The sequence below is a fragment of the Stenotrophomonas sp. YJH_SMC_19 genome, assembly GCF_059367915.1.
In genome coordinates, this window is sequence record NZ_JCAFRI010000003.1 from 301,103 (window position 1) to 312,638 (window position 11,536).

Annotated in this window: 15 protein-coding genes; 7 read left to right on the top strand and 8 right to left on the bottom strand. The window is 65.9% G+C overall.

Annotation, left to right across the window (positions count from 1 at the left end; all coding sequences use genetic code 11):
• Positions 1–27 precede the first annotated feature (27 nt).
• Positions 28–1,002, top strand: coding sequence for a CDF family Co(II)/Ni(II) efflux transporter DmeF (dmeF, locus tag AC5P5R_RS05935; protein WP_100438325.1), 975 nt, complete (start codon positions 28–30; stop codon positions 1,000–1,002).
• 88 nt (positions 1,003–1,090) lie between these two features.
• Here the strand turns inward: dmeF and AC5P5R_RS05940 are convergent, their stop codons facing one another.
• Positions 1,091–1,375, bottom strand: coding sequence for a hypothetical protein (locus AC5P5R_RS05940; RefSeq protein ID WP_012478993.1), 285 nt, complete (start codon positions 1,373–1,375; stop codon positions 1,091–1,093).
• A 90-nt stretch (positions 1,376–1,465) separates the two neighbouring features.
• Here AC5P5R_RS05940 and AC5P5R_RS05945 point away from each other — a divergent pair, with 90 nt between their 5' ends.
• The 3 genes from AC5P5R_RS05945 (at position 1,466) to AC5P5R_RS05955 (ending at position 3,243) form a co-directional block, all read left to right on the top strand.
• Positions 1,466–1,882: a hypothetical protein gene (locus tag AC5P5R_RS05945; protein WP_100438324.1), complete on the top strand. Its 417-nt coding sequence runs from the start codon at positions 1,466–1,468 to the stop codon at positions 1,880–1,882.
• Between the two features lie 67 nt (positions 1,883–1,949).
• The gene (locus tag AC5P5R_RS05950; protein WP_100438323.1) at positions 1,950–2,273 is read left to right on the top strand and encodes a hypothetical protein; all 324 of its coding nucleotides are present in this window, start codon (positions 1,950–1,952) and stop codon (positions 2,271–2,273) included.
• 127 nt (positions 2,274–2,400) lie between these two features.
• Positions 2,401–3,243, top strand: a complete 843-nt coding sequence (locus AC5P5R_RS05955; protein ID WP_100438322.1) for a class I SAM-dependent methyltransferase — start codon at positions 2,401–2,403, stop codon at positions 3,241–3,243.
• 3 nt (positions 3,244–3,246) lie between these two features.
• Here the strand turns inward: AC5P5R_RS05955 and AC5P5R_RS05960 are convergent, their stop codons facing one another.
• Positions 3,247–4,215 carry a polysaccharide deacetylase family protein gene (locus AC5P5R_RS05960; protein ID WP_100438321.1) on the bottom strand — a complete coding sequence of 323 codons (969 nt, stop codon included), beginning with the start codon at positions 4,213–4,215 and terminating at the stop codon, positions 3,247–3,249.
• A 69-nt stretch (positions 4,216–4,284) separates the two neighbouring features.
• Complete coding sequence (locus AC5P5R_RS05965; RefSeq protein ID WP_100438320.1) at positions 4,285–4,944, bottom strand: hypothetical protein; 660 nt, start codon at positions 4,942–4,944, stop codon at positions 4,285–4,287.
• 133 nt (positions 4,945–5,077) lie between these two features.
• On the opposite strand from AC5P5R_RS05965, the gene AC5P5R_RS05970 reads away from it, so the two are divergent.
• Positions 5,078–5,758, top strand: a complete 681-nt coding sequence (locus AC5P5R_RS05970; protein WP_100438319.1) for a hypothetical protein — start codon at positions 5,078–5,080, stop codon at positions 5,756–5,758.
• Positions 5,759–5,849: 91 nt separating this feature from the next.
• On the opposite strand, the gene AC5P5R_RS05975 is transcribed toward AC5P5R_RS05970, so the two are convergent.
• Complete coding sequence (locus AC5P5R_RS05975; protein ID WP_005412082.1) at positions 5,850–6,023, bottom strand: hypothetical protein; 174 nt, start codon at positions 6,021–6,023, stop codon at positions 5,850–5,852.
• A gap of 9 nt (positions 6,024–6,032) precedes the next feature.
• Positions 6,033–6,845, bottom strand: a complete 813-nt coding sequence (locus tag AC5P5R_RS05980) for an alpha/beta fold hydrolase (protein ID WP_012478984.1) — start codon at positions 6,843–6,845, stop codon at positions 6,033–6,035.
• A gap of 227 nt (positions 6,846–7,072) precedes the next feature.
• Here AC5P5R_RS05980 and AC5P5R_RS05985 point away from each other — a divergent pair, with 227 nt between their 5' ends.
• The gene (locus AC5P5R_RS05985) at positions 7,073–7,552 is read left to right on the top strand and encodes a DUF4440 domain-containing protein (protein ID WP_044569440.1); all 480 of its coding nucleotides are present in this window, start codon (positions 7,073–7,075) and stop codon (positions 7,550–7,552) included.
• A 76-nt stretch (positions 7,553–7,628) separates the two neighbouring features.
• A complete protein-coding gene (locus AC5P5R_RS05990; RefSeq protein WP_044571163.1) occupies positions 7,629–8,021 on the top strand; it encodes an XVIPCD domain-containing protein in 393 nt (130 codons plus the stop codon).
• A 27-nt stretch (positions 8,022–8,048) separates the two neighbouring features.
• Here the strand turns inward: AC5P5R_RS05990 and AC5P5R_RS05995 are convergent, their stop codons facing one another.
• The 3 genes from AC5P5R_RS05995 to AC5P5R_RS06005 form a co-directional block, all read right to left on the bottom strand.
• Complete coding sequence (locus AC5P5R_RS05995; RefSeq protein ID WP_012478981.1) at positions 8,049–8,738, bottom strand: hypothetical protein; 690 nt, start codon at positions 8,736–8,738, stop codon at positions 8,049–8,051.
• 176 nt (positions 8,739–8,914) lie between these two features.
• Positions 8,915–10,060 carry a YncE family protein gene (locus tag AC5P5R_RS06000; protein WP_164281669.1) on the bottom strand — a complete coding sequence of 382 codons (1,146 nt, stop codon included), beginning with the start codon at positions 10,058–10,060 and terminating at the stop codon, positions 8,915–8,917.
• A 166-nt stretch (positions 10,061–10,226) separates the two neighbouring features.
• Positions 10,227–11,153, bottom strand: a complete 927-nt coding sequence (locus AC5P5R_RS06005) for an XVIPCD domain-containing protein (RefSeq protein WP_049459195.1) — start codon at positions 11,151–11,153, stop codon at positions 10,227–10,229.
• Between the last annotated feature and the right edge of the window lie 383 nt (positions 11,154–11,536).

The following is an 11,536-nucleotide window of genomic DNA, read 5'->3' on the forward strand; positions in this document are numbered from 1 at the left end:
TATCCACTCCACCCCCTTGGTCCCCCCATGCACTTGGACGCCCTCGCCGCCGCCCGTCGCCACGAACACCGCTTCGACGACGGCAACCCGCTGGCCGAACGCAATACCCGCCGCGCCCTGTGGCTGACCGTCGGCATGATGCTGGTGGAGATCGTAGGAGGCTGGTGGTTCAACTCCATGGCCGTGCTCGCCGACGGCTGGCACATGAGTTCGCACGCGCTGGCGCTGGGCCTGGCGGTGTTCGCCTACCGCTGCGCGCGCCGCTACGCGCACGACCCGCGCTTCGCCTTCGGCACCTGGAAGATCGAGATCCTGGCCGGCTACACCAGCGCCATCGCCCTGCTCGGCGTCGCCGCGCTGATGGCCGTGCAGTCACTGCAGCGGCTGTGGGTACCGGCGCCGATCCACTACAACGAAGCCATCGCCATCGCTGCGGTCGGCCTGGGCGTGAACCTGCTCTGCGCATGGTGGCTGCACGACAGCCCGGGCCACGCGCATCACCACCACGGGCATGACCATGGCGATCATCACGGGCATGACCACCAACACCACGATCACGGCCATGCGCACGGTCACGACCTCAATCTGCGCTCGGCCTACGTGCACGTGCTGGCCGACGCCGCCACCTCGGTGCTGGCCATCGTCGCCCTGCTCGGCGGCAAGCTGCTGGGCCTGACCTGGCTGGACCCGGTGATGGGCCTGGTCGGCGCCGTGCTGGTCACGGTGTGGGCTGTAGGCCTGCTACGCGACAGCGGCCGCATCCTGCTCGACGCGCAGATGGACGCACCGGTGGTGGCCGAAGTTCGCGAAGTGATCGAACAGGGCCCCTGGCCGGCGCGCCTGGCCGACCTGCACGTCTGGCAGGTCGGTCGCGGCAAGTACGCGGTCAGCGCCAGCGTGGTTACCAGCGACGCCCGTCTGGATGCCGATACCGTGCGCAAGGCGCTGGCGATCCATGAGGAGCTGGTGCACGTGACGGTGGAGATTCACCGCATCGTGTGATCCATACCGGGTAGTGCCGGCCGCTGGCCGGCAACCTCATGAGCTTCGGACCCAAACTGCAGTTGCCGGCCAGCGGCCGGCACTACCGCTAGAGCTTCAGCATCATCCGCAGCAGGTACATCAGCAGCGGCAGCGCGCTCAGCACCGCACCACCGATGCCGATCCACGGCCAGCGCTCGCCGCGCACGCGCGAGGCCACCGCCAGGCCGCAGCCCACCAGTGCCGCGCCCAGCACGCCCACGCCCAATCCCGCAGCCATGCCATTGCCGCCTGCGGCCACCGCCGCCTGCGCCGCCAATGTGCCGGCTCCCCAACCCACAGCGATCCCCAGCCAACTGGCCATGCCGCACCACGGTGCCTTCCCCTGCGCCATCCGAAAACCCCTTTGTTCTTGCCGAATTTCTGTACGGGCGACGCCCGAGTGCCGCCTACACTAGCCGCACCTGCCCTGTAGGGACATCCCATGCGCATGCTCCGCCTGCTGCTGTCCGGTGCTCTCCTGCTGCTCACCGCCTGCGGTGGTGATGCCGGGCTTCCTTTCAGCGCCGACCCGTTGCAGGGCTGCTTCGCCACCGGCGCGCGCAAACCGGCCGACTTCCGCATCGACAGGGAAGGCGGCCAGTACTTCGTCTCCTTCAGCCGCGGCGACCAGTGGCAGCGCGAGCCGAATGCCCTGCACGAGGCCACCCGCAGCGAGACCAGCCGCTACTTCCGCGATGACGCCGAGCAGATCGACAGCGCGTTGATCCGCATGGCGGGCGGCTTCGGCATCTTCCATTTCAACAAGGACGCGACGTTGAAGGGCAAGGCGAGCGATAGTGACTACATGGCGTTGATGCTGATCGGTGCTGGGCCGGTGTATGCGGTGAAGTGCCCGTAAGGCGCAATGATTCTGATGGCGGCTCAGGGCACTATGGGCGCATCCTGTCTTCTGAGGAGCGATGCCAATGCTGCTGTTTCTGCTGCTTGCGGTAAGCGCGCCGAAGACCCAGGGGGCCTATGACGAAGTCCGGCAGCTGCCTGATGGCCAGACCCTGATCATGCGCACCCTGGACTGGGATCTCGGTGATGGTCGCCACGAGCGCGTTACCGTGCATTGGCTGCTGCAGGAAGACGGCAGCCTGCGCTACGACTTTGATCGGCAGCCACCGGAAACCCAGGACGTCCATCGTCGGTCGTGCGCGCTGCAGGACATGCAGCCCTCGCGTGGCGTCAACATGATTTCAGGACAAGGAACCACGCACGGCTTCAGCTGCACCAGCCAGCGGTAGCGCCGAGCCCACGCTCGGCTCCTCCCGTCTACATCCACGCATGGCGTGGATCTACTGCAGCAGCCACGCGTGGCCCCGGCAACAGCTGCGGTACCATGCCCTCCCCCGAACCGCCCCGGTACCCGCCGTGCCCCACTACACCGGCCCCCTGCTGACCCGCGACAGCGCTGACACCCTGCGCCGTGCCCATGACAAGGGCGCTGCCGACTGGCAGGGTTCGCTCGACCTCGGCCGCAGCGAGGACAGCGTGGCGCTGGATGCCGACGGCTTCCACTTCCGTGGCCAGCCCTACCCGTGGCCGGGCAAGCTGAAGGACCGCACGCTGTACTACTGGGACGGCGAGGACTTCGCACCGATTTCGCGCTACAGCGGTTCGCTGATCAAGCTGGTGCCGACCGAATGGGGCGCACCGACCTTCGAGATCGACGGCATCAAGATGCTGCCGACCTCCAAGCTGTCACCGTTCGAGGACGCGCGCCGCAAGGTCGAGCTGGTCGCCCCGGCCGGCAAGGTGATCCTCGATACCTGCGGAGGCCTGGGCTACTTCGCCGCCTGCGCGCTGGAGGCCGGCGTCGGCCAGATCCGCTCGTTCGAGAAGAACGCCGACGTGATGTGGCTGCGCACGCTCAACCCGTGGTCACCGGATCCGGAATCGGCTGCGGCCGGTGGCCGCCTGCAGTTCAGCCACGGCGATGTCTCGCAGCAGATCGAACAGGTGGCCAGCAACAGCGTCGACGCGATCCTGCACGACCCGCCGCGCTTCGGCATCGCCGGCGAACTGTACTCGCAGGTGTTCTACGACCACCTCGCCCGCGTCATCCGCAAGGGCGGGCGCTTGTTCCACTACACCGGCGCGCCGAACAAGCTGACCAGCGGCCGCGATGTGCCGCGTGAAGTGGCCAAGCGCCTGGAAAAGGCCGGCTTCAAGGCCGAACTGGCGCTTGACGGCGTGCTGGCCGTCAAGCGCTGAGCCTCATTCCGAGTCCACCTTCGCCAGCTTCATCACCCACTTCGGCACTTCCGGTTCACCGGCGTAGAAGTCCTTCGGTTTCTTCTCCGCCATCGCCCAGCGGTGCAGCCAGCTCGGGCCGTAGCGACCACTGTAGCCTTCGGCACCACGTGCATAGGCCGGGTCACGCATCGCCTCGTCCAACGAAATGAAGCGATAGCCGCGGCGCTTCGTCGCCGCCACCAGTTCGGCGAACGTGGCTGCATTGAGTTCATTCGCGTGCATCAGCCAGACCTGCGGCAGCGCGTAGCCCAGCAGCGCCTGCGACTGCTTCTCGTAGTAGTCCAACTTGTTCAGCATGTACGGCACATAGCCCTTGCGCAGCTGCGCCAGCGTCGCCTCGCGCGCCGGGGAATCCGGCTGCTCGTTCATCACGTTGGCATAGGCGAACGCCCACACCCACTCGCCGTTGTCGACCGTCACCGGTGCCACGCGGTAGCCATGCTGCTTGAAGAACACGTCCATCTCCGCGCGTTCTTCCGGCGTGCGCCCGGCACGCAGATAGGGGTGACGCATCCACTGCGGCTTCAGCCCGCGCTCGGCCAGCAACGGCCGCAGCACCGTCTCGCCACGCAGGAAATCCTGCTGGAACGCCGGCACGCCCTTGGCGTTCAGGTCCATGTGCGAGTAGGTATGGTTGCCCAGCACATAGCCGGCCTCCAGCCAGTCGCGCAGCATCTGCACCCGCGCCGGCTGCACCTGCCCTTCGATCTCAAGCTTGTTCTCGTTGACGAAGCCAACTACCGGCACACCCGCCTGGTGCAGCTGCGCCATCAGCGCTTCATGCCGCGCCTGAAGATCCGGCGGAACGATCTCGTCCACCCGCGCCCAGGGCAGGTCGTCGATGGTCACCGCAATCCGGCGGTCCACCTCGGCGGCGTGTACCGCCAACGAGCACAGCAGCAACGGCACAGCACGCAGCAACCAACGCATCAGCACTTCCTTGCAGGGGCGAGGTGCGGACTTTAGCGCGATTGCGGGCGCGTGGTCGGTCACACCGCCTCAGGGGCTGGGCGACTGCACCTGACGTTCGCGCACGATCGCCCGCCACAGCATGAATCCTGCAGCCATTGCCACCAGCATCAACGCGACCAGCACCAGGGCAAGGTCATCGGGATTGCGCAGCAGCGGCGCATGCTCATGGGTGAGGATCTCGAACACCACCTGCTGCGCCTGTGCCAGCGGCAGCCGGCCCTGCTCGCCCAGTTCAACCAAGCATGCCGCCGGAGACAGCTTGGCCACGCTGGTCCATGCCATGTCGTACAGATGCAATGCCCTGAGCGCCAGCGCCAGGATCGCGGCGTGCAGGGCCATCACCCCACAGTTGGCGCGTCGCAGGCGTTCGGACAGGCGACCCAGGCGGTAGACGCTGATCGACATCGCGCCCAGCAACGCCAGTACCACGCCCGCCATCGGAATCCACTGCAACGGTTGCCATGGTGCAAGCGCAGCGGACCGCGCCAGCAGCTGTTCTGCGACCTGCATGCGCGCGACAGGATCAGGCCCACCGCATGCGTCATCCACCGGCTCCAGCAGCAATCCCACGCGGTAGTGGAAGAAGCCGGCTGCAAGGGCTACCGCCAGCAGCGCCACCACCTGCAGTGCCAGCAGAATCGGGCCGGGACCACAGATACGACAGAAACGGGCAGCAGCAGAGACCATCGGTTCATCCGTGACAACAAAGGACCATCCTAACCAAGCGCCCTGTGCTTGTCGGCTGGCGGATACGACAACCGCCGCGTGGTCCCGGTAGGATGTGGATGAGCATGGATGGTCGCATGTAGAGGTGTTGTGGATGGTCACGCTGTATCTGTGGGTGCGAACGCTGCTTCCGCTGCTGGCGTTCGTGATCGCGTGGATGCTGCTGTCGCGCCTGATCAAGGCCCGCGTGGCGCGCCTTCCACGGGTGCCCTTGAACCTGCCCGAGCACAGCAGCAGCCCGCGCAGGAAGGACCGGCGCATCTACGCTCGCAAGCTGCGGCGCAGACCGGGCCTGCGCACCGCAACGCGCCCGGCCACCGCGCCGCGCAGCTGGAACCTCGCGGCGGTGTTCGTTTCGTTCTCTGCGTTGATTGCCGCCGTGCTGGTCATGCCGGATGGCGCGCGCTTCCAGGTGCTGGTCGAGAGCCTTACAGGCTACCCGGCCACGATTGCTGAAGTACATGTTTCCGCTGCCGGGCAGCCCCTCGTGCTGCAGGCGTGGCAGCCCGCACTTGCGCAGCTGTCACGGCCGGTAACAATGCGCTACCCGATCGGGCGCACCGGCGGCCAGCATGACGCGCACGCCACGCTACCGGTACAGGTGAGGCATCAGAGTGATCGGCTGCAGGTGGCTACGGCCGCGCCGGTGGATTCCGAGCTGCTACGTGCAGAGCTTGCGCGCTTGGCGGGGCTGCCGACGGAGGCAATCACCGTCCGCCAGAGCGAGATCTCACCGTGGCTGGAACCCGGCTGGACGCCGCTGGACGGCATGTAGATGCCGGGCCAAGCCAGGCTGCTGTTGCAGTAGATCCACGCCATGCGTGGATGGGCACCGTGCGGGGTCGAGCACGGCTCGACTCTACAGATCAGGATCCGCGCGGCAGCTTCGCGGCCCACATGTTGTCCACCAGATTCGGATAACGCCGCCCATTCTCTTCCGCCCGCTGCCGCGCCGCCTCTTTCTGCGCAGGCGACAGCGGCTGCGAGGTCTGGCCCTTGGGGTTGGGCTTCTTCCACGGGGGTGTCTTGGTCTGGCGCATGGCCGCAGCTTACCGCTTCAGGAAGTTCAGCAGCGCCAGATTGAAGCGGTCCGCATGGCTGGTATTGCACCCATGTGGTGCGCCTTCCAGGATCACCACTTCGCTGCCCGGAATGGCCCGGTGCGTGCGCTGGCCCGAGCCTTCAAACGGCACGATGGCATCGCTGTCACCGTGCAGGATCAGGGTTGGCACCGTGATCTTCTTCAGATCGTCGCGGAAGTCGGTAGTGGCAAACGCCTGCATGCAACCCAGCGCCGCCGTCTGGTCGGATTGATGGCAAAGCGCGATTGCGGCCTGGCGCTCATCCTCGGTCACCATCAGCTTGCCATTGGCACTGAAGAAATCGCGGGTGAAGCCATCGAAGAACGCCTCGCGATCCTTCTCCAGACCGCTGCGCATTTCGTCGGCCTTGTCCTGTGTGAGCGGACCTTCCGGGTTGTCCTCGCCGCGCAGCAGATACGGCGGCACCGCTGCTGCAAACACCACGCTGTGCAGGCGCTCCTGCCCGTGATTGGCCACATACCGCGCAACCTCACCGCCGCCCATCGAGAAACCGACCAGGGTCACGTCGCGCAGGTCACGTTCCTCGATCACCCCGGCCAGATCCGCCGCCAGCGTGTCGTAGTCGTAGCCCTCGGCGGGCTTGTCGGAACGGCCGAAGCCTCGGCGGTCGTAGCTGATCACCCGGTGTTGGGCGTCGCGGAGGATCGACACCTGCGTCTTCCATGCATCGGCGGAAAGTGGCCAACCGTGAATCAGAATGACCGGTCGGCCGTCGCCACCGGTGTCTTCAACGTGCAGGCGGACGCGGGGAGCAGGCATGGAACCTCCTGTGGAAGGGGAGGATTTCAGCCTATGGGCCGGCCCCTATCGCGGCCGTGATGGAATCGCCGGTCGCCATGACATCCCCTGCACAGACCACGGCCCCGACGCTGGAGCCGAGCCGCCAATGCGGGCATTCACTCCATGGAACGGCCGTTTCGTCGGACGCCGGCTGCAGCGCCCCGAACGCCATGCGAGCCTGCGTGAACCCTCCTTGGAGCTTCGCCATGCTGCTGCTCACCCTGCCCCTGCTGGCCGCCGGCCTCGCCGCCGCACCCGCGCCCTCCGATGACCTGCGCGAGCAGATCCGCCAGGCCGACACCCAGCTGTTCGCCGCCACCTTCGAGGCCTGCGATGCCGACAAGGCCGCCGCGATGACCACCCAGGACATGGAGTTCTTCCATGACAAGGATGGCAAGTCGGCCAGCAGCCGCGAAGACTTCCGCCGCAGCGTGGCCAACATGTGCAGCAATGCGCGCAAGGGCGGCTGGAGCCTGCGCCGCGAGCGGGTGGAGCCTTCGCTGCAGGTGTTCCCGCTACACGACGAGCGGGCGCTGGAGATCGGCGATCACCGCTTCCATGAACGCGGCAAGGACGGCGTGGAGCGCTGGGTGGGCCAGGCCCGCTTCATCCAGGTCTGGCGCCGCGTGGACGGGAGTTGGCTGGCCGAACGGGTGATCAGCTATGACCATCGGCCGGCAGACTGACCCGTCGGGCGCACTTGACGGGCCGGATCTATACTTGGTGGGTTCACCCACGACCCACCGCTACCGTTCGATGGCCATGGCCGAGATCACCCCCAACCACCCCGACTATGGCCTCAACCAGCAGGTCCGCCAGGGCGTGGCCGCACTGGATGCCCAGCACGGCCGTGCGTTCGACCAGACCAGCGAGCGTCTGACCGCCAGCCTGACCGTGCTCGCCCGCGAGCAGGGCCTGCAACAGGTCGACCACGTGCTGGTCAGCAACGCCACGGCCCAGCATCCGGCCGGGCACAACGTCTTCGTGGTGCAGGGCGACCCGGCCAATCCGGCGCACCTGCGCGCGATGATGCCGACAGCTGTGGCGGCGCAGACGCCGGTGGAGCAATCGATGCAGAAGCTGGGGCTGGGTGTGCAGCCGCAGGTCGAGGTGCAGGCGCACGAAATGCAGCATCCTGCGCCTCGGTTGGGGTAAGCAGGCGCGGAAGCGGTTTCTCTCCCGCTATTTGAACTCTGAAACGAGCAGGCCTTCCCGCTTCAGGACGTCTCTGGCCTGGGTGACATAGCTGCTCACCGTCAGTCGATCCAACGGAAGCATCTCGCCGTGCTTCTTCGCCGGCAGCAACCTTCCCGCCTGCTGAAGACGGAATGCCTCGTGGTCCTTCTGGATGTTGATGGATGACACCTTTCCATGGACCTTCAGCAGCTCCAGCACGCACACATGGAAGACCTGTGGCCTGCATTGTGAGATGAACTCCTCAATGGACATCTTCGGGTCGACGAAGTACGGCTTGAACCGTTTGAAGAGCCCCTTCCTTGCACCGTCCTCCAGGTTCTTGATGTAGGCATCCAGCGGAACGTCGATGTTCGAGAGATCATGGATGTACTGGTTCCTGATCTCCGCAACGGCCTTGAACATCGATTTCTGTTCACTGTCGATGATGTTCATCTTGCGCAGAAAATTGATCCTCACTTCCTGCGGGAGATTGCTGATCACATCGAATATCAGCGGCTCGCGCAGGGCATCGACGACGGCCCGCGTGAAAACGGCCTCGACGAGCTGCGCCAGCTTCGAGATGAAGCTCCACGAGTCTTCTTCTTTGTAGAGCGCTACGGCGAATCCCTTCGGTATCGCCAGCTCTTTGTTCAACCTTTCAAATGCGAGCTCGACGAACGCGGTATACGTACTCATTGGATAGCCTCCCCTGGAAGGCTGAAGACGCTACATGTACCGCCCCACTGCAACAAGCGCTGCCCCTGCTTTTGCAACACTTCCTAGTCCAGCGTCATGCGAGCCGCATAAATGGATGAGGCCCGCTCCACGGCCGACGGCCGAGGACACGGGCCTCGTCAATCCAGCGCGAATGCTTACAGCTGGATGCGCGCCACACTCTCGTCAGCGCCCTTGTCATCCTTCTCGCCGTTCTTGATGCTCACGAACAACACGTTGTTCTTCGCATCCAGCGCCAGGCTGTTCGGGTGGGTCGGCACGGCGTAGGTGGCCACCTTCTGGTAGCTGTCGCTGTTGTATGCGGTCACGGTACCGGCTTCGCGGTTGGTCACGTACAGGCGCTTGCGCGGTGCATCCAGCAGGATGCCCAGCGGGCCGGCGTCGGTCGGGATGCTGGCCAGTTCCTTGCCGGTGCTGCGGTCGAGCACCAGCACGCGCTGGCCCGGATGCTTGCTGACCAGGCCGCTGCTCTTGGCCTGGTAGCCACGCAGGAACTCCGAGCCCTGGTCGGTCACGAACAGGCGCTTGCCGGCCGGGTCCAGCGCGATGTTCATCGGCTGCTCGGCGGCGATCTTGTGCTGCGCCACCACCTTGTTCGAATCGGTGCCCACCACCACCAGGTCGGCCAGCAGGTTGCTGGTGTAGACGCGCTTGTTGGCCGCATCCAGCGCCAGGCCCGGCGCCTTTGCATTGCCCAGGCCGTCGATGGTGTTGATCACCTTCAGCGTGGTGGTATCGATCACGAACAGCACGCTGCTCACGTCCGGCTGGCTGCTGTGGCCGGTCACGTACAGGCGGTTGGCGGCGCTGTCGACCACCAGCTCGCGCAGGTCGTGGGTGTAGGCAGCCTTGCCGTCCTTGCCGGTCTTCTTCTCCATCAATTGGATGGTGCCGACGGCCTTGTTCTGCGCGGTGTCGACCACGGTCACCGACAGGTCCACGGTGTTGCCCACGTACAGGCGGTTGTGGGCGTCATCCAGCACCACGCCGAACGCCTTGCGCTCCAGCGGAATACGGGTTTCCACGGCCAGCGTGGCCGGGTTCAGGCGCAGCACCTGGGCCGGGCCGGCGTCATCGCCGAAGCCGCCGGACGAGGCCACGAACACGGCGTTCTGCTTCGGGCTGTAGGCCAGCTCGTACAGGCCCTTGGCCACGGCCTGGCGCTGCACGGCGGCGGTGGCACTGGCGGCGGGTGCGTTGTGGGCGAACGCCGAGGGCGCGCCGAGGCTGAGCGAAACGGCAACGGCCAGGGCGGCCGAGCGGAAGAGAGGATTACGGAACATGCGAGCGTCCTTGAATGGGCACGGGAAGGTGTCCTGGCTCGCTGGGCCGTACTGCGACGGCCCGCCCCGCATCTGTCTGCGCGGGGTGGGCTGGCTGGGGTTGCGGGGGAATGGTAGCAGGTGGGGGGCGTGGCGTGCGCCGGCGCGCGTATGGCAGACGCGCGGGTTACTGCTCCTTCAAGCGCAGCGAATCGGCCACATCGGTCTTGGCCGCCACCTCGGTGGCGATGCTGGCGCGGCGGTGCCCCGGGTCGTTGCGGTCGCCCTGCACGATGAAGATGCTCTCGGCCGCATGGCTGCTCTTCGTTGGCTGGCTGAGCAGCACGTGGTCCACGCGCGAGAGATTGTTCTGCTTGGCCAGCACCAGCAGGCTGGCGCTGATGCGCTGGCTGGCCGCATCGAACGGGCGGCCATGCGCAGCGTCCAGCTCGGCCACTTTCTGGATCAACTGCGAGAACAGGCGATGGTCTGGATGCGAAGGGTCCAGCAGCGTGCCGGCCACTTCAATCGGCGTCGGTGGCGGCTCATCGCTGGCGCGGTCGCCCTGGCGATGATGTTCAGCCTCGCGCTCGGGCATCGCGTGATGGGTTTCGGCATTCAGATCGCTGCCCGGGAACGGCGCAGCAATGCACTGGATTTCCGGCAGGTTGAACAACACCGCGAACTCGCCCAGGTTGCTGCCGCCATCCAGCGGCGCCGGCAGCGGATGCAGGCCGGCGTAGTGCAGCGCCGCCCAGACGAAATCGCTGCAGCGATTGATGGTGGCCGGGCGATCCACATCAAATTCGAACTCGGCCGGTTCCTCGGCGAAATCACGCAGGCAGCCGTAATGCTCCTCGGTGATTTCCAGGGTGCGGCTGTAGTACGGGTCCAGATGCTCGTCCGCATCATCGTGGCGAACCTGCGCGTACTGCACGCCGGAGCGGGTTTCGCCCGGCACTTGGCGCGGTGGTGCGAAGCCATAGCTGTGGGCCTCGCCGCCCGCGGCTACCTGCAGGTACATGTGGCCGCGCGGCGAGATGCCCCCGCTCTTCAGTGGGGTGCCGGGGGCGGCCAGGTACAGCGTTGCCGTGTAGCGTGTTGCCTGCTCCATGCCTGTTCAGCCTTGATGGGTGCTGCGGTCCTGGCTGGATGATGGCATAGGTGGGATGGGGGGCAGGTGGAGAGCTCAGGCACTCTCAGCACTGGATGGCTGAATGTGTGAACCAGCCAGCAAACGCAGGAGGTCAATGCCCGGCGGGTAGAGTCACTCGGGGTCGGCCCCGTATAGTGACCTCTCCACTGCAAGGGACTTGCCGATGGGCACCGCAATCCAAGGGGCGCTAGCTTCGCTTCCCGCGATCTCGACTTGGCGGCCTCTACTGCTTCCGCGTCATGTGATCTCGCATTTAGCTCACGTTGGCGCAATTTCCGGACTGTCGGCCATGCTTGCCCTGACGTCTGCATGTGCGCGATCGCCGGATACGTCTGCCCTCA

What these genes read in the sequence shown, in the direction of transcription:
- AC5P5R_RS05940 (WP_012478993.1), bottom strand. Translation starts at nt 1,375, where the DNA reads ATGGCGCAGGGGAAGGCACCGTGGTGCGGCATGGCCAGTTGGCTGGGG.
- AC5P5R_RS06005 (WP_049459195.1), bottom strand. Translation starts at nt 11,153, where the DNA reads ATGGAGCAGGCAACACGCTACACGGCAACGCTGTACCTGGCCGCCCCC.
- AC5P5R_RS05965 (WP_100438320.1), bottom strand. Translation starts at nt 4,944, where the DNA reads ATGGTCTCTGCTGCTGCCCGTTTCTGTCGTATCTGTGGTCCCGGCCCG.
- AC5P5R_RS05950 (WP_100438323.1), top strand. Translation starts at nt 1,950, where the DNA reads ATGCTGCTGTTTCTGCTGCTTGCGGTAAGCGCGCCGAAGACCCAGGGG.
- AC5P5R_RS06000 (WP_164281669.1), bottom strand. Translation starts at nt 10,060, where the DNA reads ATGTTCCGTAATCCTCTCTTCCGCTCGGCCGCCCTGGCCGTTGCCGTT.
- dmeF (WP_100438325.1), top strand. Translation starts at nt 28, where the DNA reads ATGCACTTGGACGCCCTCGCCGCCGCCCGTCGCCACGAACACCGCTTC.
- AC5P5R_RS05985 (WP_044569440.1), top strand. Translation starts at nt 7,073, where the DNA reads ATGCTGCTGCTCACCCTGCCCCTGCTGGCCGCCGGCCTCGCCGCCGCA.
- AC5P5R_RS05975 (WP_005412082.1), bottom strand. Translation starts at nt 6,023, where the DNA reads ATGCGCCAGACCAAGACACCCCCGTGGAAGAAGCCCAACCCCAAGGGC.
- AC5P5R_RS05945 (WP_100438324.1), top strand. Translation starts at nt 1,466, where the DNA reads ATGCGCATGCTCCGCCTGCTGCTGTCCGGTGCTCTCCTGCTGCTCACC.
- AC5P5R_RS05990 (WP_044571163.1), top strand. Translation starts at nt 7,629, where the DNA reads ATGGCCGAGATCACCCCCAACCACCCCGACTATGGCCTCAACCAGCAG.
- AC5P5R_RS05970 (WP_100438319.1), top strand. Translation starts at nt 5,078, where the DNA reads ATGGTCACGCTGTATCTGTGGGTGCGAACGCTGCTTCCGCTGCTGGCG.
- AC5P5R_RS05960 (WP_100438321.1), bottom strand. Translation starts at nt 4,215, where the DNA reads ATGCGTTGGTTGCTGCGTGCTGTGCCGTTGCTGCTGTGCTCGTTGGCG.
- AC5P5R_RS05980 (WP_012478984.1), bottom strand. Translation starts at nt 6,845, where the DNA reads ATGCCTGCTCCCCGCGTCCGCCTGCACGTTGAAGACACCGGTGGCGAC.
- AC5P5R_RS05995 (WP_012478981.1), bottom strand. Translation starts at nt 8,738, where the DNA reads ATGAGTACGTATACCGCGTTCGTCGAGCTCGCATTTGAAAGGTTGAAC.